The 21,437-nt window shown below is 55.7% G+C and carries 20 protein-coding genes, 2 tRNA genes, 2 pseudogenes and 1 riboswitch; of the genes and pseudogenes, 15 read left to right on the top strand and 9 right to left on the bottom strand.

The window, feature by feature from the left end; translation table 11 throughout:
* Nucleotides 1-198: 198 nt before the first annotated feature.
* Nucleotides 199-275, bottom strand: a tRNA-Arg gene (locus AC1QQ2_RS08935).
* Nucleotides 276-386: 111 nt separating this feature from the next.
* On the opposite strand from AC1QQ2_RS08935, the gene AC1QQ2_RS08930 reads away from it, so the two are divergent.
* From AC1QQ2_RS08930 to AC1QQ2_RS08900, 7 genes and pseudogenes are all read left to right on the top strand, one after another.
* Nucleotides 387-1,412 (top strand): LacI family DNA-binding transcriptional regulator, encoded by a 1,026-nt coding sequence (locus AC1QQ2_RS08930; protein ID WP_067552753.1) that lies wholly within the window; start codon nt 387-389, stop codon nt 1,410-1,412.
* A 175-nt stretch (nt 1,413-1,587) separates the two neighbouring features.
* Nucleotides 1,588-3,017, top strand: a pseudogene (locus AC1QQ2_RS08925) (circularly permuted type 2 ATP-grasp protein).
* 3 nt (nt 3,018-3,020) lie between these two features.
* On the top strand, nt 3,021-3,965 hold the full coding sequence (locus AC1QQ2_RS08920) for an alpha-E domain-containing protein (RefSeq protein ID WP_479712874.1): 945 nt from the start codon (nt 3,021-3,023) through the stop codon (nt 3,963-3,965).
* Nucleotides 3,962-4,765, top strand: a complete 804-nt coding sequence (locus tag AC1QQ2_RS08915; RefSeq protein ID WP_479712873.1) for a transglutaminase family protein — start codon at nt 3,962-3,964, stop codon at nt 4,763-4,765. Before AC1QQ2_RS08920 ends, AC1QQ2_RS08915 begins: the two co-directional genes overlap by 4 nt.
* A 12-nt stretch (nt 4,766-4,777) precedes the next feature.
* Complete coding sequence (locus tag AC1QQ2_RS08910) at nt 4,778-5,509, top strand: proteasome-type protease (RefSeq protein WP_105236064.1); 732 nt, start codon at nt 4,778-4,780, stop codon at nt 5,507-5,509.
* A 179-nt stretch (nt 5,510-5,688) separates the two neighbouring features.
* Nucleotides 5,689-5,982: a hypothetical protein gene (locus AC1QQ2_RS08905; RefSeq protein ID WP_479712872.1), complete on the top strand. Its 294-nt coding sequence runs from the start codon at nt 5,689-5,691 to the stop codon at nt 5,980-5,982.
* 40 nt (nt 5,983-6,022) lie between these two features.
* The gene (locus AC1QQ2_RS08900) at nt 6,023-6,565 is read left to right on the top strand and encodes a hypothetical protein (protein ID WP_479712871.1); all 543 of its coding nucleotides are present in this window, start codon (nt 6,023-6,025) and stop codon (nt 6,563-6,565) included.
* A 93-nt stretch (nt 6,566-6,658) separates the two neighbouring features.
* Here AC1QQ2_RS08900 and AC1QQ2_RS08895 read toward each other — a convergent pair.
* Nucleotides 6,659-6,734 (bottom strand) — tRNA-Lys (locus tag AC1QQ2_RS08895).
* Nucleotides 6,735-6,828: 94 nt separating this feature from the next.
* Between AC1QQ2_RS08895 and dapF the strand changes: the two genes are divergently transcribed.
* From dapF to AC1QQ2_RS08875, 4 genes are read left to right on the top strand one after another with little or no spacing between them, the layout of a single operon-like run.
* Entirely contained in the window at nt 6,829-7,641 is an 813-nt protein-coding gene (gene dapF, locus AC1QQ2_RS08890) for a diaminopimelate epimerase (protein WP_479712870.1), read from the top strand.
* Entirely contained in the window at nt 7,638-8,891 is a 1,254-nt protein-coding gene (gene mtaB, locus AC1QQ2_RS08885) for a tRNA (N(6)-L-threonylcarbamoyladenosine(37)-C(2))-methylthiotransferase MtaB (RefSeq protein ID WP_479712869.1), read from the top strand. Before dapF ends, mtaB begins: the two co-directional genes overlap by 4 nt.
* 40 nt (nt 8,892-8,931) lie before the next feature.
* The gene (locus tag AC1QQ2_RS08880) at nt 8,932-9,555 is read left to right on the top strand and encodes an FMN-binding negative transcriptional regulator (protein WP_479712868.1); all 624 of its coding nucleotides are present in this window, start codon (nt 8,932-8,934) and stop codon (nt 9,553-9,555) included.
* Nucleotides 9,556-9,584: 29 nt separating this feature from the next.
* The gene (locus AC1QQ2_RS08875; protein WP_479712867.1) at nt 9,585-10,187 is read left to right on the top strand and encodes a glutathione S-transferase; all 603 of its coding nucleotides are present in this window, start codon (nt 9,585-9,587) and stop codon (nt 10,185-10,187) included.
* A gap of 3 nt (nt 10,188-10,190) precedes the next feature.
* On the opposite strand, the gene AC1QQ2_RS08870 is transcribed toward AC1QQ2_RS08875, so the two are convergent.
* Entirely contained in the window at nt 10,191-10,865 is a 675-nt protein-coding gene (locus AC1QQ2_RS08870; protein ID WP_105236095.1) for an outer membrane protein, read from the bottom strand.
* Between the two features lie 330 nt (nt 10,866-11,195).
* Here AC1QQ2_RS08870 and petA point away from each other — a divergent pair, with 330 nt between their 5' ends.
* Genes petA through AC1QQ2_RS08855 form a run of 3 tightly spaced genes read left to right on the top strand, consistent with a single transcriptional unit; the run spans nt 11,196 to nt 13,963 of the window.
* Nucleotides 11,196-11,756 (top strand): ubiquinol-cytochrome c reductase iron-sulfur subunit, encoded by a 561-nt coding sequence (gene petA, locus AC1QQ2_RS08865; protein ID WP_067552827.1) that lies wholly within the window; start codon nt 11,196-11,198, stop codon nt 11,754-11,756.
* A gap of 12 nt (nt 11,757-11,768) precedes the next feature.
* Nucleotides 11,769-13,082 (top strand): cytochrome b, encoded by a 1,314-nt coding sequence (petB, locus tag AC1QQ2_RS08860; RefSeq protein WP_479712866.1) that lies wholly within the window; start codon nt 11,769-11,771, stop codon nt 13,080-13,082.
* Between the two features lie 17 nt (nt 13,083-13,099).
* On the top strand, nt 13,100-13,963 hold the full coding sequence (locus tag AC1QQ2_RS08855) for a cytochrome c1 (RefSeq protein WP_479712865.1): 864 nt from the start codon (nt 13,100-13,102) through the stop codon (nt 13,961-13,963).
* Nucleotides 13,964-14,011: 48 nt separating this feature from the next.
* On the opposite strand, the pseudogene AC1QQ2_RS08850 reads toward AC1QQ2_RS08855, so the two are convergent.
* The 3 genes and pseudogenes from AC1QQ2_RS08850 to thiB all read right to left on the bottom strand — a co-directional run bounded on the left by AC1QQ2_RS08850 (nt 14,012) and on the right by thiB (nt 17,202).
* A pseudogene (locus tag AC1QQ2_RS08850) lies at nt 14,012-14,715 on the bottom strand (thiamine ABC transporter ATP-binding protein).
* The gene (locus AC1QQ2_RS08845; RefSeq protein ID WP_479712864.1) at nt 14,702-16,243 is read right to left on the bottom strand and encodes a thiamine/thiamine pyrophosphate ABC transporter permease ThiP; all 1,542 of its coding nucleotides are present in this window, start codon (nt 16,241-16,243) and stop codon (nt 14,702-14,704) included. Before AC1QQ2_RS08845 ends, AC1QQ2_RS08850 begins: the two are co-directional and overlap by 14 nt.
* Nucleotides 16,219-17,202 (bottom strand): thiamine ABC transporter substrate binding subunit, encoded by a 984-nt coding sequence (gene thiB, locus AC1QQ2_RS08840; RefSeq protein WP_479712863.1) that lies wholly within the window; start codon nt 17,200-17,202, stop codon nt 16,219-16,221. Before thiB ends, AC1QQ2_RS08845 begins: the two co-directional genes overlap by 25 nt.
* A 43-nt stretch (nt 17,203-17,245) precedes the next feature.
* Nucleotides 17,246-17,348, bottom strand: a riboswitch (TPP riboswitch).
* A gap of 97 nt (nt 17,349-17,445) precedes the next feature.
* Here thiB and aroC point away from each other — a divergent pair.
* Complete coding sequence (aroC, locus tag AC1QQ2_RS08835; protein WP_479712862.1) at nt 17,446-18,549, top strand: chorismate synthase; 1,104 nt, start codon at nt 17,446-17,448, stop codon at nt 18,547-18,549.
* A gap of 44 nt (nt 18,550-18,593) precedes the next feature.
* On the opposite strand, the gene AC1QQ2_RS08830 is transcribed toward aroC, so the two are convergent.
* The 3 genes from AC1QQ2_RS08830 to AC1QQ2_RS08820 all read right to left on the bottom strand — a co-directional run bounded on the left by AC1QQ2_RS08830 (nt 18,594) and on the right by AC1QQ2_RS08820 (nt 21,434).
* Nucleotides 18,594-19,463, bottom strand: a complete 870-nt coding sequence (locus AC1QQ2_RS08830; protein WP_249946677.1) for a DMT family transporter — start codon at nt 19,461-19,463, stop codon at nt 18,594-18,596.
* An 84-nt stretch (nt 19,464-19,547) separates the two neighbouring features.
* Nucleotides 19,548-19,835: an HU family DNA-binding protein gene (locus AC1QQ2_RS08825; protein WP_067552698.1), complete on the bottom strand. Its 288-nt coding sequence runs from the start codon at nt 19,833-19,835 to the stop codon at nt 19,548-19,550.
* Nucleotides 19,836-19,967: 132 nt separating this feature from the next.
* Nucleotides 19,968-21,434 carry an AMP nucleosidase gene (locus tag AC1QQ2_RS08820; protein WP_249946676.1) on the bottom strand — a complete coding sequence of 489 codons (1,467 nt, stop codon included), beginning with the start codon at nt 21,432-21,434 and terminating at the stop codon, nt 19,968-19,970.
* Nucleotides 21,435-21,437 lie beyond the last annotated feature (3 nt).

Here is a 21,437-nt window from a genome sequence, read left to right as displayed (position 1 = left end):
CCCCTGAGGTCTTCATAGTCCCGATCGATAGCCATTTCTGCACCTCACATCACACACTGAATTTGTGACATGATATCAAAAAGATGGTCGATTTTACACTGATTTTTGTATATGTTTTGACTATGGCTATTTTGACTACTTTGGGTCAAAATACAGAAAGTCAAAAAGGCATAAATTATTGATAATAAATGATAAAATTGGTGACCCCGACAGGACTTGAACCTGTAACCTGCCCCTTAGGAGGGGGCTGCTCTATCCAGTTGAGCCACGGGGCCATCGCTGCCTTGAATGCCTCCCTTTGTTTCGGGCGTCAATCGTTCGGGCTTGGACTAGCGATGAATGTGTGGATAAATGCAGAGTAATAATACTGTTACAGGACGAATGCCGTGAAAGCTCCTAGCAAACGCCCCCTTACACTTCGCGACGTGTCCGAGGCATCTGGCGTCAGCGAAATGACCGTCAGCCGCGTTTTACGCAATAAGGGGGACGTGAGCGATGCGACCCGCAAACGGGTACAGGATGCTGCAAAGTCTCTCGGATACGTTCCGAACAAAATCGCAGGCGCACTGGCATCGCAACGTGTGAACCTAGTGGCGGTAATCATCCCCAGCCTTGGGAACATGGTTTTCCCCGAAGTGCTGTCTGGCGTTTCAGAGATTTTGGCCGACACCGACCTGCAACCTGTTGTGGGCGTGACGGACTACCTTCCCGAAAAAGAAGAGAAGGTCCTGTTTGAGATGCTGTCGTGGCGTCCATCGGGCGTGATCATCGCAGGCCTTGAGCATTCTGATGCGTCGCGCGCAATGCTCCGTCAGGCTGGCTGCCCAGTGGTAGAGATCATGGATGTCGACGGCCACCCTGTTGATGCCTGCGTTGGCATTTCCCATCGCCGCGCCGGTCGCAAGATGGCGGAATCGATCCTTCAGAACGGCTATCGCAAAATCGGTTTTATCGGGACGAAGATGCCGCTCGACCACCGAGCTCGTAAGCGGTTCGAAGGCTTTACCCAGACGCTCGCCAAGGCAGGTATCGAAATCTCGGATCAGGAGTTCTATTCGGGCGGGTCAGCGCTGGCCAAAGGGCGCGAACTGACTGAAAAGATGCTCAAGCGCAGCCCCGACCTCGACTTCATGTATTTTTCTAACGACATGATCGGTGCTGGTGGTCTGCTATATCTCATCGAGCAAGGCTATGACATTCCGGGCCGCATCGGCATTGCTGGCTTTAACGGCGTTGAATTGCTGGATGGTCTGCCGCGCAAATTGGCATCCATGGACGCCTGTCGCCGCGAGATTGGCCGCCGCGCGGCGCAAATCCTCGCCGACCGCGTGACCAACCCAGACGCCGACGAAGGGCTCGTCGTTGAACTAACGCCAAAGCTGCAGCCCGGCGACACGCTCAACCGCTCGTAATTTGATCGATTGCAAAGAGAATCAGCGCAAAATTTTGCGCTGATTTCTTTTTCAGCCCCAGACAGTGCATTCACAGGGTTGGGGCTGCCTATTTTTTAAACAAATGTCCATTTCACATGCGCAACCAATCATGGTTCCAATTGTGTGCCCCATGCTCGCTTCTAAGATCGAGCCTATGGAAAAGCCCAATATTTTTGACGAAATGACAGGTGTAAACGGGGACGACATTCGCGCCCCATACACGGATTTCAACGCATGGTTTGATGGCGAAGATCCAGCCCGACTGCGTAAAAAACAGAGGGAGGCGGAAGACCTCTTTCGCCTCACCGGCATCACCTTCAACGTCTATGGGCGCGCTGCCGCATCAGAACGACTGATCCCGTTCGATATCGTGCCGCGCGTTATTTCGGGACGCGAGTGGGCCCGACTATCGCGCGGGATCGAACAACGCGTTCGTGCAATCAACGCCTTTCTTTACGACATCTACCATCGCCAAGAAATCGTGCGTGCTGGACGTCTTCCTGCCGAAATGATCGCGAAGAACGCGGCCTTCTTGCCGCAGATGATGGGCGTCAGTCCCGCAGGTGGTGTTTACACGCATATTGTTGGCATCGACCTTGTCCGCACGGGGCCTGACGAATTCTACGTCCTCGAAGACAACGCACGCACACCGTCTGGCGTGAGCTACATGCTCGAAAACCGCGAAACTATGCTGCAGATGTTCCCAGAGTTGTTTGCACGCAATCGGGTTTTGCCTGTCTCGAATTACCCAAAGATGTTGCGCCGCTCCCTAGCCGCTTGCGCACCAGCCGCGACCTCCGACAAACCGACGGTCGCTGTTCTGACACCGGGCATCTACAATTCAGCCTATTACGAACACAGCTTCCTCGCCGACAAAATGGGGGTGGAGCTGGTCGAGGCCGCCGACCTGCTGGAGTCGTCGATGGTCGGGTGGCGATGCGAACGACCGAAGGGTACAAAGCGATCGATGTTCTGTATCGACGCGTAGATGATGACTACCTCGATCCACTAAATTTCAACCCTGACAGCCAGCTCGGCGTTCCCGGTATCATGGATGTCTACAAGGCGGGCGGCATTACGATCGCCAACGCACCTGGAACGGGGATCGCCGACGATAAGGCAATTTATAGCTACATGCCTGACATCGTCGAATTCTACACTGGCGAAAAGGCAATCCTTCAGAACGTCCCGACATGGCGCTGTAGCGAGCCTGATAGCCTCGCCTATGTCCTCGACAACCTGTCCGAATTGGTCGTCAAAGAAGTTCACGGCTCTGGCGGCTACGGGATGCTCATTGGACCGACCGCGACGAAAAAGGACATCGAGACGTTCCGCCGTAAGCTCAAGGCGCGGCCATCGAACTATATCGCTCAGCCGACTCTATCGCTCTCAACCGTGCCCATTTTTACGCGCTCTGGCCTCGCACCACGTCACGTCGATCTTCGGCCGTTTGTTTTGGTCAGCCCTGACAGGATCGACATCACACCAGGGGGACTAACTCGCGTCGCCCTCAAGAAAGGAAGCCTGGTCGTGAACTCATCGCAAGGTGGCGGCACCAAAGATACTTGGGTTCTGGAGGAGTAAAAAATGCTGGGAAAAACTGCCGGCGGCCTCTTCTGGATGTTCCGCTATCTCGAACGATCTGAAAACACGGCACGCCTGATCGAAGCGGGACTACGCATCGCCCTCACCCGCAGCGGATCGACGGACGAAGAATGGATCAGCGTCATGCAGACCGCTGCTGTTCTCGAGGGCTACAATGTGGCTTACGACGGTGTCGTCACCCGTGATCAGGTTATCGACTGGATGCTTCGCGACCGCGACAACCCGTCTAGTGTCCTGAACGCAGTCGAATACGCACGCAACAACGCGAAAACCGTTCGCACAGCCCTGACCCGTGAAGTTTGGGAGGCCGTGAATGAATGCTGGATGTCGCTCAAATCCGCACTCGCCCGCAAAGTCGCGGAACGTGACCTGCCGCATGTCCTTCAGTTGATCCGACAACGCAGCGCTTATGTGCGCGGTGCGCTTCACGGGACGATGCTGCGGAACGATATCTACAACTTCGCCCGCATCGGCACGTTTTCAGAGCGGGCAGACAACACGGCGCGCATCCTCGATGTGAAGTACTACGTTCTACTGCCTTCCGCGATGGCCGTTGGGTCGTCACTCGATAACGTCCAATGGCAAACGATCCTGCGGTCCGTTTCTGCCGAAGGCGGTTTTCAAATGGCCTATGGCCAAGACCCACGTCCTCGCGAAATCGCGCAATTCCTCATCCTAGACCGTCGGATGCCCCGAAGCCTCGCGTTTTGCATAGAGAAAATGCGAGCAAACCTTGGCTACCTGATGTCAGACTATCAGACGCGATTGCCCTGTCATGATCTGGCCGAAAAGCTCGCACTCCAAACTATGCAGTCCAGCATTGATGAGATTTTCGACACTGGCCTGCACGAATACATCCAGCTTTTCCTCAAGGACAACGCCCTCCTCGGCCAGCAAATCGAAGTTGATTATCGTTTCACACAATGACCCAGACGCTCTCAATCCGACACACAACGACCTATCGCTACGACGAGCCAGTGCCCTACGCGCTGCTTCAGCTTCGGTTGCGGCCAAAAGATCACCATGGGCAGACCGTGCGCAATTGGGTTGTCGATGTCGAAGGCGGAAAGATCGAGGTCGAATACGATGATCAGAATTGCAACCACGTGACCTTGATCAGCTTTGACGCGGATGTGACTGAGGTCAAAGTTACCAGCAGCGGGCAGGTCGATATCATAGAGACGAATGGTATTACGGGTCAGCATCAGGGCTTCGCGCCTCTGTGGCTCTTTGAACAGCAAACACCCCTCACCAAAGCAGGATCAGCCTGTCGGAAAATACTCGGGCAAGTTTCCGGCGAAATGGGCACTTTGGCTTGGCTGCACGATTTATCAAACGTAATCCGCGCCAAGGTTGCCTACGAAATCGGTGCATCCAACGTTGGTTATTCCGCCGAGGACGCAGCCCAAGCAGGGCACGGCGTGTGCCAAGACCACTCGCATATCTTTATTGCCTGTTGCCGCGCTATGAACCTGCCGAGCCGCTACATCTCGGGCTATCTGATGATGGACGATCGCACGCATCAGGACGCGACACATGCTTGGGCCGAGGCCTATGTCAAAGACCTCGGATGGGTTGGTTTCGACATCTCGAATGGTATTTCGCCTGATCGTCGGTATGTTCGTGTCGCGTCAGGGCTGGACTATGCAGACGCTGCCCCTGTATCGGGAACGCGATTTGGCACCGCTTCCGAAAGCATGGCGGTCCAGTTGCAAGTGCAGCAGTAACGGACGAGTAAGATGACCTATTGTGTCGGGATGCAGTTGAACAACGGTCTGATTTTCATGTCGGACACGCGAACCAATGCGGGTGTCGACAACATTTCGACCTTCCGCAAAATGTTCACCTTCGAAGTTCCTGGGGAACGTTGCATCACCTTGATGACGGCCGGAAACCTCGCCACCACTCAAGCCGTGATCTCAATGCTCGAAGAGCGAACGAAGGCACCGGACAATCGGTCGCCCTCCATCCTCGAAGCGCCTTCGATGTTTCAAGTCGCCCGTTTGATCGGGGACACATTGCGCGAAGTGATCGCGCGCAATGCCGACGCGGGACAACGCGCAGACTCGACCTTCAATGCCACGGTATTGGTCGGCGGACAGATCAAAGGCAGCCCTCCGAGGATGTTTTTGATCTACCCCGAAGGCAACTTTATCGAAGCGAGCGATGACACACCGTTTTTCCAGATTGGCGAGACGAAATATGGCCGACCGATCCTTGTTCGGGCTTACGATCCCGACATGAGCTGGGAACGGGCGGTTAAGCTACTGCTAGTTAGCTTTGACTCGACCATCAAAGCGAACCTTTCGGTAGGTCTCCCGCTCGACCTCCAAATCTATACGACCGATAGCTATCAGCGGGGCCTTTCGAAGCGGATCACGGCAGAAGATCCGTCTTTTAGATCAATCACAGACGGCTGGGGCGATGCCTTAAAAGCCGCATTCGACAGCCTTCCTGAAATCTCACTTTGATATTTTTTATCGTTTGATGGAGCGAAATGCTCAGATGTGTGTTACAATGCCGAAAACGCATCCAGAAATTTACGGTGATTACCCATATTAACCACCATCTACGTCTTCTGAGCACGCGTAAAACACTTCGCGTTTGGGGTATCAGCACCAGCCGCAATATCGAAGGTACCTAATCGGCCATGTCTAGTCTCAAAGCCATCTCGCAACTGCGCGTTCTTCTTCGGGATATGGAACGCTCACTCGGGCTAAGCGAACTCACTGACGTAGAGCGTGACTTGCTCTCTGCAGCGGCCGAAGTTTCGATGTCCACAGGGACCCTAAAAACCGCAGACCTGATGGCTCACAAGCTGACGTCGTCAGTCCCCCGCGCGTCTTTTTTCCGTGCGCTCCGCGTGTTGGACATGAAGGGCTATTTGTTGTCCGATGCTGACCTCGGAAAAGGCTGGTATCGTTTGAACCCAGAACTCAAATAGTGACTCTCCGAGTCGGATTATATCGGAAGCGGTAAGACGTATGAGAAATGAGGTCCTGAGAACGGTCGTCGTTTCCGCCTGCTTCCTGGTTGCCTTTTGGATTTCGATTTTTGTTCTGGGCCCGATCCAGACCTATTTTCTGGGTAATCTTCCCAACTACTTGAGCCTGCTATTTCTACCGCACGGCGTCCGCCTACTGACGGCATGGCTCTATCGCGGAAAGTCGATTCTCTACATTTTTCCAGGCGCTTTGCTGTCGCACATGTCGTCCCAAGGAATCGGGTCGATCACAGAATCCTCTGTTTTGACAACTCTCGTCGGATCAGTCGTCGGAATCGGAGGGATACTCGCCGTCGAGGCCGTAAGCGGCACGAAAATCACCTCCCTCAAATCAATGTCCCAGTGGAAATTGCTCTTGATCGCAGGAGGAATCGCATCACTGGCCAATTCGATTCTCAATTGTTTGGTCTATGGGACCGACGTGATTCAGGGGATTGGTTATTTGATCGGCGATATTTCCGGTCAATTCTTCCTGATGGTGATTTTGGTATTCGTGTTTCGAATCGAACGCCGAATGGCGTGAAAAGCTCGGAAACCCAGAAAAACCTGTAAAATTAAGCCTGAGAAACAAAAAAGGCGCCCTAAAGGCGCCTTTTTTCGTTCTCTTTAGAGAAAGTGGTGAGCCGTGCAGGATTCGAACCTGCGACCCACTGATTAAAAGTCAGTTGCTCTACCAACTGAGCTAACGGCCCACTGTGGTGGGGCTTCTAGAAAGGTCGCTGGGTAGGGTCAACCCGAAAATCGCGATCTCTGGATTTAATTTTTATCGAGGCGTATACGACGGCCATGCGCGCAGAACAAAATACTGGCCTGCCGTTCATGAAAATGCACGGTCTGGGCAATGATTTCGTAGTCATTGATGAACGCGTCCTCGGCACTGTCGTGGACGAAGCCTTGGCTATCGCCATGGCCGATCGCCACATGGGAATCGGGTTCGATCAACTGGCGACCATTCACGAAGGCCGAAATTCGGACCTTCATCTGGTTTTTTGGAACTCTGACGGATCGCAATCTGCCGCCTGTGGAAACGCGACTCGCTGTATTGCCCGCTGGGAAATGGATCGCACGGGCAAACCCGCCCTCACGATCACTACAGATCGCGGCACGCTTTTAGCAGAAGATGCAGGCAATGGCCTGACCTCGGTGAATATGGGGCCACCTCAGCTGAACTGGGACGAAATCCCGCTCGCTCGTGAAATGGATACGCTGTCGCTGCCGATTGACGGCGCCCCCACGGCAACTGGGATGGGCAACCCACACTGCACGTTCTTTGTCGACGATGCCGAGGCTGTCGATCTGACCACCTTTGGCCCCATGATCGAACATCACCCCCTCTACCCCCAGCGCACGAATGTGCAGGTCGCCACGGTTGTTGGCCCTGATCACATCCGTATGCGCGTTTGGGAACGGGGCGCTGGCCTAACTCTGGCGTCTGGGTCATCTTCATGTGCGACAGCTGTCGCAGCGGCCCGCAGGGGGCTCACAGGGCGCATGGTACGGATTGATCTGGATGGCGGCACCCTCCACATCGACTGGCGCGAGGATGGTGTCTGGATGACTGGGCCAACGGCGCATGTGTTTGATGGTATCTGGCGATGAGCGCACCTGTCTTTTCGACCTTGGGCTGCCGCCTGAACGCCTACGAGACCGAAGCGATGAAAGATCTTGCTGCGAAAGCAGGGGTCGAAAACGCTGTGGTCGTGAATACCTGTGCGGTGACATCCGAGGCCGTGCGCAAAGCCAAACAAGAGATTCGCAAACTTCGTCGTGAAAACCCTGATGCAGTTCTGATCGTGACGGGCTGTGCCGCTCAGGTCGAACCAGAAACATTTGCGGCGATGCCCGAAGTGACACGGGTCATCGGCAACACCGAAAAAATGCAGGCGGATACTTGGGCATCCATGGCCCCCGACCTCATCGGTCAAACCGAGGCCGTGCGGGTTGACGACATCATGTCGGTCACTGAAACGGCTGGCCATTTGATCGACGGGTTTGGAACGCGCTCGCGTGCGTACGTTCAGGTTCAGAACGGCTGCGATCACCGCTGCACGTTTTGCATTATCCCGTTTGGCCGCGGCAACTCTCGCTCGGTCCCGGCTGGTGTCGTGGTCGATCAGATCAAACGGTTGGTTGATAAGGGATATAACGAAGTCGTCCTCACGGGTGTGGACCTAACCTCATGGGGCGCTGACCTTCCTGCCACGCCAAAACTCGGCGATCTGGTTATGCGAATCCTGAAACTGGTGCCCGACCTTCGGCGCCTTCGGATCAGTTCGATCGATTCTATCGAAGTTGACGAAAACCTCATGCAGGCCATCGCTACTGAACCTCGACTCATGCCTCACCTGCATTTGTCGCTACAGCATGGTGATGATTTGATCCTCAAACGAATGAAGCGCCGCCACCTCCGTGATGATGCGATCCGCTTTGCCGAAGACGCGATTAAGCTGCGCCCCGATATGACCTTTGGCGCAGACATTATCGCGGGCTTCCCGACCGAGACCGAAGAGCACTTCCGAAACTCACTACGTCTTGTCGATGACTGCCATCTGACGTGGCTTCATGTGTTTCCCTATTCGATCCGTCAGGGCACACCAGCCGCGCGGATGCCGCAAGTGAACGGAAAACTCATCAAAGATCGCGCCGCCCGTCTTCGCGCTAAAGGGGATGAACGTGTCGCCGTCCATCTGGCGCAACAAATCGGCAGGAAGCATCAGATTTTGATGGAAAACGCGCGTATGGGTCGGACCGAACAATTCACCGAAGTGATGTTCGATACAGAACAGCCCGAATCGGAAATTGTGACCGCTACAATTCTGGGTGTTGACGGACAACAGCTTCGCGCCTGATCGTTGGCTGTCGATACGACACGCCAAACGAAAGCGCCCCATGCACCCGAATCCGATCTACAGACAGACGCCACTCGACCAAGCTACCGAATTCGCTCGGGATCGGGCGTTTGGTACCCTGACCGTCAACGGTGATGAAGGGCCGCTGGCCTCTCATGTGCCGTTTCTGCTCTCCGAGGATGGCAAGACCGCCGATATTCACCTCGTTCGGTCCAACCCGATCGTCCGTGCCCTATCAGTGCCTCAAAAGTGTCTTTTGGCCGTGAACGGGGCCGATAGTTACATCTCGCCCGATTGGTATGGCCTCGACGATCAAGTGCCGACTTGGAACTACGTGGCGGCACATCTGCGCGGAACCCTCGAAAAGCTGCCTGATGACACAATGCGCGACATGCTCGACCGCCAATCGGCGTTTTTCGAATCGCGCCTTCTGCCAAAGACGCCTTGGAGAACGGAGAAAATGCCCGACGAGGTCATTGAGCGAATGATGCGGCAGATCGTTCCTGTTCGACTGACCGTCACCTCTGTCGATGGCACATGGAAGCTCGCCCAAAATAAGACCGCCGAAGCACGGTTGGCCGCATCGAACGAGGTAGACAAACATGGATTTGGTCTAGAGCCGTCTACGATTGGAGCCTTGATGCGGGCGACTCTCACTGATTAACCTTGGGCAATTCAACGTAGGATACGACAATGAAACTCATCGCCTCGATCACATCCCCCTTCGTTCGAAAAGTCCGCGTTTTGATCCGCGAAGCTGGCAAAACGGACGAGGTCGAAGAGGTGATGGTCGCCACCACGCCTTTGGCCACCGATTCGTCGGTTATTGCGGCGAACCCGCTGGGAAAAATCCCCGCCCTGATCCGTGAGTCAGGCCCCGCACTTTACGATAGCCGCGTCATCACGCGCTACCTCGATACTCATTGGGACCTCGGCCTTTATCCAGCTGATCGCCAGTGGGATGTTCTGACGCTCGAAGCGACCGCGGACGCGATTCTCGAAGCTGCTGTGGCAATTGTCTACGAAGCCCGTATGCGTCCCGCCGAATATCAGTATCCCGAATGGGTTGAGGCTCAGTGGGCAAAGATTGACCGTGCGCTCACTGCCGTCGAACAACGCTGGATCAGCAATCTTCTGGGGCCGCTCGACATGGGTCAGATTGCGATTGGCGTCGCGCTGTCCTACGTCGATTTTCGTTTGGGGGATCGGAATTGGCGCGCCACACGGCCTGAACTGGCAAAATGGCACGCCGAATTCGCGGCACGGAAATCCATGACGGACACCGTACCGGAATAAGGATTAGAACGTGTAGCTAAGGCCAACGTTCAGCGCATTTGTAATCAAGTTGAACTGGACGTTGCCGCCATTGTCCAAATCGATGTCCTGTTTGCTGTATGTGAACTGGTATTCACCGAACACGGCCCAAGTATCGCTTAGGTCATACTTCGCACCTGCGTACAGGCGAGCTGCAGCGCCTGTGATTTGGTATTCCCAAGTGTGCGGGCCGCCATCAGTCGCTTCGATATCGACATGAGGGAATGTGAAGCCGAGACCGCCACCAACATACGGGGTCACAGAACCAGAAGCCCACTTATCGTTCCATCGATACGTCGCGTTTGCGGTCAAAACGTTGATGCCGTCCGTCAACTCAAAACGATCATAACGAGCTGCCGCTAGAGTTTCCGCATCAGCATAAACCTTCGAGTGGGTGTACTCGATGCCGAAACCAAGGCTATCGGTGCGCCACCACGTGCCACGGAAGCCATAGTAAGGAGGCATCGCAAAAGGTTTACCTTCCCATCCAGCGGTGAAGTCCAACACACCTGAATTTAGGGTGTTTGAAGGATCGTTACCCGTCACTTTTGCATGCGGGGCTTCTTGGATTCCCGTATAGCCACTAATTTCGAATTCTGCCGCGGCGAAGGTCGGCAGGGCGACAAATGCGATGGCCGCAAGAAGTTTGGCTTTTGTCATGATAACATCCCAAAATTGATATCTGTTCCCGTCCTACGCCTCGAACCCTAGGCTATCAAGCGTCGCGGCGGCTTCGCGTCATTTTGCCTCCCGCACAAAAAAATCGCTACGGAATCTCGCAAATATCGAAATTACCACCAGATTACGGGGCAAATTGTGGTTTTTGCGCCATCTTTCCCCACCATACGACCTTATTCCCAATGCCTGCGCCCGATTGTCCGCTAGACGCGACAGGTTTTGATAGCTAAACAGCGCCCGAACGGACGGCGGTTTTCTGCCGTCTGTCCTATTCGTATGGGCCGAGGCCCGGAAAAATCGGAGATGCACCCCGTGTCACATCAAGAAGAACACCAGGGCACACGCCGCGATTTCATCTACTACGCTACCGCAGGTGCGGGCGCAGTGGTGACCGGCGCCGCTGTCTGGCCTCTCGTTAATCAGATGAACCCGTCCGCAGACGTTCAGGCGCAAGCCTCGAAGCGTGTAGACGTTAGCTCGGTTGCCGCTGGCACCCAGTTGACCGTTCTGTGGCAGGGCAAACCTGTTTTCATCCGCGCACGTACGCAGGAAGAAATCGACGCAGCTCGCGCAGTTGAACTGAATGCGCTGCCTGACCAGAATGCTGAAAACGCAAACTTGGCTGCCGATGCAGACGCTTCGGACGAAAACCGCGCCCTTTCGGAAGACGGCGTATGGCTCGTTCAGATGGGCGTTTGTACCCACCTTGGCTGCGTGCCGCTAGGTGAGTCGGGCGATTTCGGTGGCTGGTACTGCCCGTGCCACGGTTCGCACTACGACACCGCAGGCCGCATCCGCAAAGGTCCGGCACCGCGCAACCTCGATATCCCCGTCGCTGCCTTTATCGACGAAACCACAATCCAGCTCGGCTAAGGAGAGGCACGAATGTCCGGTATCCCGCACGATCATTACGAGCCGAAGACTGGCGCAGAAAAGTGGCTCCACAGCCGCCTGCCCGTCATCGGTCTTCTCTATGACACCCTCATGATCCCAACTCCGAAGAACCTTAACTGGATGTGGATCTGGGGCATTGTCTTGGCCTTCACACTGGGTCTTCAGATTGCAACTGGTGTTGTGCTCGTCATGCACTACACCCCGCACGTTGACATGGCGTTCGCTTCGATCGAACACATCATGCGCGACGTAAACGGCGGTCACATGATCCGTTACTTCCACATGAACGGCGCATCGCTGTTCTTCGTGGCTGTTTACGCCCACATCTTCCGCGGCCTCTACTACGGTTCGTACAAAGCACCGCGCGAAGTCACATGGATCATCGGTATGCTTATGTACCTCATCATGATGGGCACCGCGTTCATGGGCTACGTTCTGCCTTGGGGCCAGATGTCCTTCCACGGTACCGCTGTTATCACCGGCCTGTTTGGCGCGATCCCGTTCATCGGTGAATCGATCCAGACTTGGCTGCTCGGTGCGTCCGCTGTTGGTCAACCAGCTCTGAACCGTTTCTTCTCGCTGCACTACCTGCTGCCGTTCGTTCTGGCCGGCCTAACATTGGTGCACATCTGGGCATTCCACTCGACAGGCAACAACAACCCAACTGGTGTTGAAGTTCGTCGTGGCTCGAAAGAAGAAGCACAGAAAGACACCCTGCCGTTCTGGCCCTACTTCGTCATCAAAGACCTCTTCGCACTCGCTGTGATCCTCGTGGTCTTCGTTGCTATCGTAGGCTTCATGCCGAACTACCTCGGCCACCCAGACAACTACATTCCGGCAAACCCGCTGGCGACTCCGGCGCACATCGTTCCTGAATGGTACTTCCTGCCGTTCTACGCGATCTTGCGTGCGTTCACCGCTGACGTTTGGGCTGTTCAGTTCGCAAGCTTCATCACTGCTGGTATCGTCGACGCGAAGTTCTTTGGCGTTCTGGCGATGTTCGGTGCGATCGCAGTGATGGCTCTGGCACCTTGGCTGGACACGTCCAAAGTACGTTCGGGTCGTTACCGCCCGATGTTCAAATGGTGGTTCGCTCTGCTGGTCGTCGATTTCTTCGTACTGATGTGGGTTGGCGCACAGGCAACAACCTTCCCGTATGACTGGATCTCGCTCATCGCTGCGACCTACTGGTTCTCGTACTTCCTCATCATCCTGCCGCTGCTGGGTGTTATCGAAAAGCCGCTGGCACAGCCTGCGACCATCGAGGAAGATTTCAATGCCCACTACGGCAACCCGGCCGAGTGAGAAAGGAAACAAGAACTATGTTCCGTAAACTTACCCTTTCCGCCGCGATCGCTCTTGGCCTGTCCTCCGGTTCTGCTCTGGCATCGGGTGGCACCAGTCACGTCGAAGATTTCGCATTCTCGTTCGAAGGCCCGTTCGGCTCTTACGACCAGATGCAGCTTCAGCGCGGTCTGAAAATCTACACCGAAGTTTGTTCGGCATGTCACGGCCTCGAGCACGTTCGCATCGGCACCCTCGCCGATGAGGGCGGACCGCACTACGGCATCGACGAAGTCTGGGACTACGCCGGTCAGTTCGAAGTTTGGGATCCTGAACTTGCAGACGGTGAAGGCGACTTCCGCGCCGCCACTCCGGCTGACAAATTCCCTGGTTCGTCGCTGTCAAACGCACCTGACTTGTCCCTGATGGCCAAAGCACGCGCTGGTTTCCACGGCCCCTACGGCCTCGGTATCAACCAGATCGTCAAAGGCATGGGCGGCCCCGAGTACATCGCGTCGCTTCTGTCCGGTTACGAAGAAGCACCAGAATGTGCACCTGAAGGCTTTGACGGTAACTACAACACCGTCTTTACTGCAGGTGGCTACCCGAACGAATGTAAAGACGAGCACGGCAACCACCTCTATCCGGGCAGCTGGATCGCGATGGCACAGCCACTCTACGGTGAAGACACTGAATTCGATGACGGTCACTCCAACGACCTGCACCACGAAGTTCAGGACGTTGCTGCATTCCTGATGTGGGCCGCTGAGCCGAAACTGAACGCTCGTAAAGAAGCTGGCCTGACTGGCGTGATCTTCCTGATCGTTCTTTCGGTTCTGCTCTACATGACCAACAAACGTCTGTGGGCACCGCACAAAGGTAAAAAGCGCGACGAAGAGTAATGTGACGCGCTCTGACTAAGAAAGGCCCGCCAAATTGGCGGGCCTTTTTCATTTCTGGGTGGATGTTCCTAAATACCGCCGCAGCACATCAGGCGGGTTATCCATCACCTCTCGTGCCGGCAAAGGTGCGAATAACTGCCCTTCATCAACCAAGACAATTTGATCAGCAGCGACCAGCGCATCCTGCGGGTCATGAGTCACCATCAAAACGACACGATTGTCGGCAAGCGCCCGCTCACGAACGAGGGCAAGCATCTCTTGCTTGAGACCGGGACCCAAAGCCGCAAAGGTTCATCCAAGAGGATCACAGGACGATCTTGCAGCAAAAGCCGTGCCAGCGCTGCGCGGCTCTGTTGCCCGCCCGAGAGAGCGGCGGGCTTACGCCCACCCATCCCAGACAAACCGACGCTGGCGAGCATTTCATCAACGCGGCGCTGTTCATCGCGCGTCAGCCGAAGCGATGCTCGCAGCGCGAGGCCGACATTCTGTGAAACGGTCAAATGAGGAAACAGGTTGTTGTCTTGGAACAGGCTCGAAACCGGTCTCTGATCAGGGCGCAAATCAGTTATCGGCTCACCGCGCCACAACACCTGCCCTTCGGCTTGATAGAAACCCGCGATCACAGAAAGGATCGTGGATTTGCCAGCACCAGACGGGCCGATGAGAGCTGTAATCTGGCCCGCCGCAAAGCCTACATTTGCCGTTAGGTGGAAATCACCCTGACGCACGTTCAGGTTTTCAAGCATCAGCATCGGCGCGTCCTCCCCTGTCAAAAATCCAAAAGGCACAAAGGCTCAGCCCCAACAACACAAGTGCCGCGCCAGACGCGGCGTCCGTGCGGTAACTTCCCATCAATTGATACATCAACAACGGCAAAGTCTGCTGGTCCGAGGTCGCAAAGAGAGCGATCACACCTAGATCACCCATCGAAAGAGCCGCAGCCAATCCTGCAGCAAAGCCTAACGGCTTTCTTATGCGAGGCAGGACAGCAATCCTAACACGCGCCCAACCTCTCAGCCCAATCGAATCGGCAAGGCGTCCGTAGTCCGCCTCAACACGTTCAAACGCAGGCGCGATGACGCGCAGCGCAAAAGGAAGCGCCATAAGTGCATTCATCAAGGCTGTGACCAGCAGCGCTAATTTCGCGGGATTGAACACAGGTTGAACAACAACAAAGAGCCCCGTCCCGACCACCAATGAGGACGCAGCCAACGGCAAGGCTGAGGCCACCCCAACGGCGCGTCCGCCACGCATCGACAAAAGGACTGCAGCAGCGATGGTCAAAGCAGTAGAAACCGCAGCGACTGAAACCGAACGCGCAATTGCGGGCCACATGGACGCTGGCAGATCGGACAAGCCAATCACACCTTTGATGACCACCATCGACAGCGGCAGAATCAGAAATGCAGCAGCCAATGCGATAGCGAGGGCATCGCATGACCGCTCCCAGAGGCTGGCTCCATCCCAGCGCGGCAGAACACGGTCCAACCCCGCGCCAAAGCCTTCAGGAACAGTGATGAACCACGCAGCCAGCGCGGCGATAATGGACAAGCCAAATTGGACAGCGGCCAAAAGCGCGGCCCGCCCGAGGTCGAAGTCAAATCTCACAGCCTGATAGATTGCCAACTCGACCGTGGTTGCCTTTGGGCCACCGCCCAGAACGAGTGCGACAGCAAAACTCGTCAAGCAAATCAGGAAAATGGCCATAAACGCACCCGGCAAAACGGCTCGTAACATCGGTCGCTCTAGCATTGCGCTCACCGAGGCACCGAGGCTCACGACCAACCGAAATCTCTCGGCGGGTATAGCGATCCAGCCTTGCAGTATCATCCGCACCGCAAGCGGAAGGTTGAAGAAGACATGAGCCAACACAACGCCGCCCAGCCCATAGATTGAGATCCGATCCCCGCCCGCCATAGCGATCGCATCATTCAAAAGACCATTGCGCCCAAACACCGCCAACAGCCCCATGACCGCGACAATGACTGGCAAAATGAATGGAGCGCCGAGGAGCGTTATAAGGACCGAGCGTCCTCGAAACCTGCGTCGAGATAGCGCCCGTGCAACTGGGATCGCCAGCACTACGCTAGCCACAGCAGATAGTACGGCCTGAAGCACGGTAAACCGAACGGCGGCCCATTCAGCCCGACCTAGCCCACCCACGCCTTCGGCCCGCCAAAGAACAGCCAATAGTGTTCCCAGCGTCAACACCAGCACGAGGGCGATCACCATCGCCCCCGGCCAGCGTGGATAGTTTATTGCGCGAGTGCTGCGCGCCATGCGTCAATCGCCGGACCCGACTTTGCAGCCGCATCCTCAGAGCTGAGCAACAAAGCGATCGAGGGTGTGACAAGGGTCTCAAACCCTTCGGGCAGACCAACCGCAGGTGTCACCGCAGGATACATCCAGTTGGTTGTCGGAATGACAGACTGGAACCCTTCGGTCGTCATGAACGCGAGGAAGGCATCCGCAAGCTCTGGCACATCGGTCGATGCGACCTTTGCTGCAACTTCGACCTGCATGTAATGACCCTCTTCAAAGGCCCACGACGTCTTGCTGTCGTCGCCTTCCGCGATCAGGTGATAGGCAGGCGAGGTTGTGTAGGACAACACGGCGTCTGCTTCGCCTTCGAGGAATAGACCGTAGGCTTCGGACCATCCGGGGGTTACGGTGACGATGTTGTCTGCCAGATCAGCCCAAATGCTACCAGCTTCGTCACCATAGGCCGCTTCAACCCAGAGGACGAGGCCCAGACCTGGTGTCGACGACCGCGGGTCTTGGATGACGATTTTCAGATCGCTTGCCGCCAGTTCGCGGAAATTGGTCGGTGCTTCGACGTCCTTCCCAGCAACGAAAGCAAAATAGCCCCAATCGAACGGAACAAACGTGTCGTCCGACCATTCGATTGGCAAATCATAGGCTGCAGTCACGCCCGATGCCGCAAAAAGGCCCGTCGCCGCTGCATCCGCCGTCAGGTTCGTATCAAGGCCGAGCACGATATCTGCATCCGTATTTGCGCCTTCGAGTTTCAGGCGCGACAGTACGGCAGCGCCGTCACCAGCGGCGACAAACTCCAGATCACAGGCGCATTCGGCCTCGAAATTCGCCTCGATCTGCGGACCTGGGCCCCATTCGCTGTTAAAGCCGTCGTAGGTGTAAATCGTCAGGGTCGATGTTTCAGCGATTGCGCCAGTGGCAACGAAACATAGTCCTGCGACATGCGTGAGGGTGGTTTTCATAATGGTCTTTCCTCTTCATGCGCCGAACGGACGGGGGTCAAGAGGATCAACTCTGCGCCTTCCCTCCGCCGGTCTTAACCGGTTCAGGTTCAACGGGTTCGCTTTCGCATCTCAGCCCTGTTTCTAGAGCACCCCGAGGTAACGGCGAAGATAGACGCGCAAAAACGATGTTCAAGAGGAATTCGCAAAAGACCTTGGCCCCTCGCCCTGTCCGCGATAGAGGAAACACCAAAGGAGGCGCCCATGTCGTATAATACCTTCGGTCACATCTACCGCACCACCACGTGGGGCGAGAGCCATGGTCCAGCTTTGGGCGCAACGGTCGACGGCTGCCCACCGGGCGTGGCGCTGACACCAGAGATGATTCAAATCTGGCTCGACAAGCGCAAACCAGGTCAGAACAAAAATACGACCCAGCGCAATGAACCCGATGCGGTGAAAATCCTGTCGGGCGTGTTTGAAGGCGTGACCACTGGCACCTCAATCCAGCTGATGATCGAAAACACAGACCAGCGGTCCAAGGACTACGGCGACATCGCCCAGACCTTCCGCCCCGGTCACGCTGACCTCGCGTATCACCAAAAATATGGCCTGCGCGATTATCGCGGTGGTGGTCGTTCCTCTGCACGCGAAACTGCGGCGCGCGTTGCCTCTGGTGGTGTTGCGCGTGAAGTGTTGAAGACCCTCGCACCCGCGATTGAGATCAAAGGCTACATGGTCCAAATGGGCGACAAAAAGATCGACCGTGATCGGTTCGATTGGAACGCCATTGACCAAAATGATTTCTGGTGCCCTGACGCGCAAATGGCGCTTGAGTGGGAAGAGTACCTGCAGTGGCTCCGCAAGGATGACCACAACAGCGTTGGCGCAGTGATCGAAGTTGTAGCGCGTAATGTCCCTGCGGGGATCGGCGCTCCGATCTATGCAAAGCTGGATACCGATCTTGCAGCAGCGATGATGTCGATCAATGCCGTCAAAGGCGTTGAAATCGGCGAAGGCATGGCTGCTGCAGCCCTGACAGGACGCGACAACGCCGACGAGATTTTCTTTGACGACGGTCAGGTGCGTTACGGGTCAAACCACGCTGGAGGCATCCTTGGTGGTATTTCGACTGGCCAAGATGTCGTCGTGCGCTTTGCTGTGAAGCCGACCTCGTCCATCCTGTCTCCACGCCGTTCCATTCGCATGGACGGCACACCGACAGAAGTCGTCACAAAAGGTCGCCACGACCCCTGCGTCGGCATCCGCGCAGTCCCTGTTGGTGAAGCAATGGCGGCGTGTGTCATCCTCGATCATATCCTGCTCGACCGCGCCCACACTGGCGGCGTCCGAGGTCAGATCGGCTAACACTGTTGATGCTCAAGATACTAAGCGGCGCCCGAGAGGCGCCGTTATAATTTTGCGCCCTGCTTGGACAATTGGACGGCCAAAATTCCCGCTGCAATAATCGCAACCCCGATCACGTCCCAGTGTGTCAGTTCTTCACCAATCAGAGCCCACGCAATGGTTACGCCAAAAAACGGGTTCAAAAAGTGGAAGGTCGCCGCTTTGATCGCGCCGATCCTCTGAACGAGCAGGAACCAGACAAGGGTCGCCAAAAGACCGGGAACCAAAGTTGTGTAAAAGAACGCCACAATCAGCTGCCAGCTCCAAATAATGTCCCAGCTCTCGAGCAGCGTCGCAGGCACGGACAGCACAGCCGAGCCAACCAGCATTTGCAAACCAACAATCATCAAAACGTTGCCGCCCGAGGACGCACCGCGCACGGACAGCGTTGCAACTGCCAGTGCCGTCACACCAATGGCGCATAGAACGAGGCCCATCACATCAATCGTCCCCGAAAGGCGTGCGCCCATAATCACAGTCACGCCGATGATCCCTGCAACAAGCCCGAGCATGCCCAACGGCTTTGGCCGATCGCCCATCACCCACCCGAAGAGAGCAACGATCAACGGCATCGTCGCTGCAATGATTGCAGCCAGCGACGCTTCAATCGTTTGCATCGCCACAAAGAACAGGCCGAGGTACAGCGCGTTCTGGCAAACGCCAAAAATCAGCGTGGCCTTCCATTGCTCTCGCGTAAGTTTGGCCCGCTGCCCCATCGCATAAGCAATCGCGATCCCAAGAAGACCCGAGACCAAAAACCTAAGCGATAGAGAAGCCATTGGCGGGGCATATTGGACGATAATTCGTGCTGAGGTGAAAGCTGATGACCACATAAGGGCAAAAGACAGCCCCATCAAAATAGCACGTAAATCCATAATGTCCCCGAGAATGAAAAAAGGGCCGCTGATGCCAGCGACCCTTTCTTAAGAATGCGTCAGGTGCAAGACCTGCAGAACGACTTATGCGTTAACGCTGTCTTTCAGTGCTTTCGCGATGGTCATTTTCACGACCTTGTCTGCCGGCTTCGACATGGTTTCGCCGGTTGCAGGGTTGCGAACCATACGCTCGGGGCGCTCGCGGCAGTAGATCTTGCCTACGCCCGGAAGGGTCACAGCGCCACCGCCCGAAACTTCGGAGGTGATGATATCGATCAGAGCTTCGAGACCAGCGGTTGCGGTCTTTTTGTCTGTGCCTGCTTTTTCAGCGAGTGCGGCGACGAGTTGCGCCTTAGTCATCGGCTTTGCCATTTTTATGGTCTCCCTAGTTCCGCCCGATATTGGGCCTCATGTCCCGTATAATAACGGTATATAGTAGATCACCACTATGAAAAGTGGATCGATGCAAGCAAAAAAGCCCTATTTTCGACCAAAAAGGCGAAATCACAGGAAGGCTGTTTCCTCAAAGCTGCGCAATTTCCGACTATGAATGCGTTCAAGAGGCATTTCTCGCAGATGTTCCATAGCACGAACACCAATCATGAGGTGCCGTGCGACCTGTGTTTTATAGAAATCTGACGCCATTCCGGGTAATTTCAACTCGCCATGCAGCGGCTTATCAGAGACGCACAGGAGCGTGCCGTAGGGCACTCTGAAGCGGAAACCGTTGGCGGCGATGGTCGCGCTCTCCATATCGAGCGCTACGGCCCTTGATTGGCTCAAACGCTGCACAGGGCCAGAGTGGTCCCTTAGTTCCCAATTGCGGTTATCAATGGTCGCAACGGTGCCTGTGCGCATGATGCGCTTAAGATCATAGCCAGAGACCTCTGTGACCTCTGCCACAGCATTCTCGAGCGCGATCTGGATCTCGGCAAGGGCTGGGATCGGAACCCAAACAGGCAGATCATCGTCCAGAACGTGGTCTTCGCGCAGGTACGCATGGGCCAAAACGAAATCGCCCAAGCGTTGGCTATTCCTCAAACCAGCACAGTGTCCAACCATCAGCCAAGCGTGCGGACGAAGCACAGCAATGTGGTCTGTTGCCGTCTTCGCGTTCGACGGACCGACGCCGATATTGACCAACGTAATACCCGAGCCGTCAGAGCGTTTGAGGTGGTATGTCGGCATCTGCGGGAGTTTTGCAGGAATGAGCAACGGCTCCGCAGCGCCCGTGATCACGATGTTCCCTGGCCCGACGAATTCGATGTAGCCGCTATCGGGATCAGCCAACATTTGACGGGCGTAGGATTCGAATTCTTCGACGTAGAACTGGTAGTTCGTAAACAGAACGTGGTTCTGGAAATGATCAGGCGATGTGGCCGTGTAGTGCGACAACCGCGCCAGCGAATAGTCCACCCGCTGCGCCGTGAACGGAGCGAGCGGATGCGAGCCATCGGGATACGTAAACCCCGTGCCATTCACGATATCATCGTGCGTGATCGACAGATCAGGCACGTCGAACACATCCCGCAAGGTGAAGTTCATCGCGCCTTCTTGGGGGATCGTAACCGCCGCATCGTTCACAACAGCAAAGTGGACAGGAATCGGCGTCGTAGAGGGCCCAATTTCGACTGCGATACCGTGATTTTCGATCAGCTGACCAATCTGCTGCCGCAAGTAATTCGCAAACAAACGGGGCTGCGTCACGGTCGTCGAATAGACACCGGGCGTCGCCACATGGCCAAACGACAGACGGCTATCGGTCTGGGCATAGCTTTTGGTTTCAATTCGGATTTCGGGATAAAACGCGCGATAGCGGGCTTCTGGCTTGCCTTCGGTCACTGCGCGCGAAAACTCTTTACCGAGGAATTGAACGGCGGCGTCATACAATTCGATCAAGCGTTCAACGGCCTGATCTGCGTTATCAAAGCTCTCCGCCGCCAATGTGTCGGCCGTAATGATTTGGTTCATTCT

The organism is Aestuarium sp. (genome assembly GCF_023253315.1).
Taxonomy (GTDB): Bacteria; Pseudomonadota; Alphaproteobacteria; order Rhodobacterales; family Rhodobacteraceae; genus Marivivens; species Marivivens donghaensis.
This window is presented reverse-complemented; position numbering and strand designations above follow the sequence as displayed.

Excerpts from the sequence above, each read along its gene's own strand:
- AC1QQ2_RS08915 (WP_479712873.1), top strand. The coding sequence starts at position 3,962 with ATGACCCAGACGCTCTCAATCCGACACACAACGACCTATCGCTACGAC.
- AC1QQ2_RS08855 (WP_479712865.1), top strand. The coding sequence starts at position 13,100 with ATGTTCCGTAAACTTACCCTTTCCGCCGCGATCGCTCTTGGCCTGTCC.
- mtaB (WP_479712869.1), top strand. The coding sequence starts at position 7,638 with ATGAGCGCACCTGTCTTTTCGACCTTGGGCTGCCGCCTGAACGCCTAC.
- AC1QQ2_RS08820 (WP_249946676.1), bottom strand. The coding sequence starts at position 21,434 with ATGAACCAAATCATTACGGCCGACACATTGGCGGCGGAGAGCTTTGAT.
- AC1QQ2_RS08905 (WP_479712872.1), top strand. The coding sequence starts at position 5,689 with ATGTCTAGTCTCAAAGCCATCTCGCAACTGCGCGTTCTTCTTCGGGAT.
- petB (WP_479712866.1), top strand. The coding sequence starts at position 11,769 with ATGTCCGGTATCCCGCACGATCATTACGAGCCGAAGACTGGCGCAGAA.
- AC1QQ2_RS08825 (WP_067552698.1), bottom strand. The coding sequence starts at position 19,835 with ATGGCAAAGCCGATGACTAAGGCGCAACTCGTCGCCGCACTCGCTGAA.
- AC1QQ2_RS08830 (WP_249946677.1), bottom strand. The coding sequence starts at position 19,463 with ATGGATTTACGTGCTATTTTGATGGGGCTGTCTTTTGCCCTTATGTGG.
- AC1QQ2_RS08880 (WP_479712868.1), top strand. The coding sequence starts at position 8,932 with ATGCACCCGAATCCGATCTACAGACAGACGCCACTCGACCAAGCTACC.
- AC1QQ2_RS08920 (WP_479712874.1), top strand. The coding sequence starts at position 3,021 with ATGCTGGGAAAAACTGCCGGCGGCCTCTTCTGGATGTTCCGCTATCTC.
- thiB (WP_479712863.1), bottom strand. The coding sequence starts at position 17,202 with ATGAAAACCACCCTCACGCATGTCGCAGGACTATGTTTCGTTGCCACT.
- AC1QQ2_RS08910 (WP_105236064.1), top strand. The coding sequence starts at position 4,778 with ATGACCTATTGTGTCGGGATGCAGTTGAACAACGGTCTGATTTTCATG.
- dapF (WP_479712870.1), top strand. The coding sequence starts at position 6,829 with ATGCGCGCAGAACAAAATACTGGCCTGCCGTTCATGAAAATGCACGGT.
- AC1QQ2_RS08870 (WP_105236095.1), bottom strand. The coding sequence starts at position 10,865 with ATGACAAAAGCCAAACTTCTTGCGGCCATCGCATTTGTCGCCCTGCCG.
- aroC (WP_479712862.1), top strand. The coding sequence starts at position 17,446 with ATGTCGTATAATACCTTCGGTCACATCTACCGCACCACCACGTGGGGC.
- AC1QQ2_RS08845 (WP_479712864.1), bottom strand. The coding sequence starts at position 16,243 with ATGGCGCGCAGCACTCGCGCAATAAACTATCCACGCTGGCCGGGGGCG.
- AC1QQ2_RS08900 (WP_479712871.1), top strand. The coding sequence starts at position 6,023 with ATGAGAAATGAGGTCCTGAGAACGGTCGTCGTTTCCGCCTGCTTCCTG.
- AC1QQ2_RS08875 (WP_479712867.1), top strand. The coding sequence starts at position 9,585 with ATGAAACTCATCGCCTCGATCACATCCCCCTTCGTTCGAAAAGTCCGC.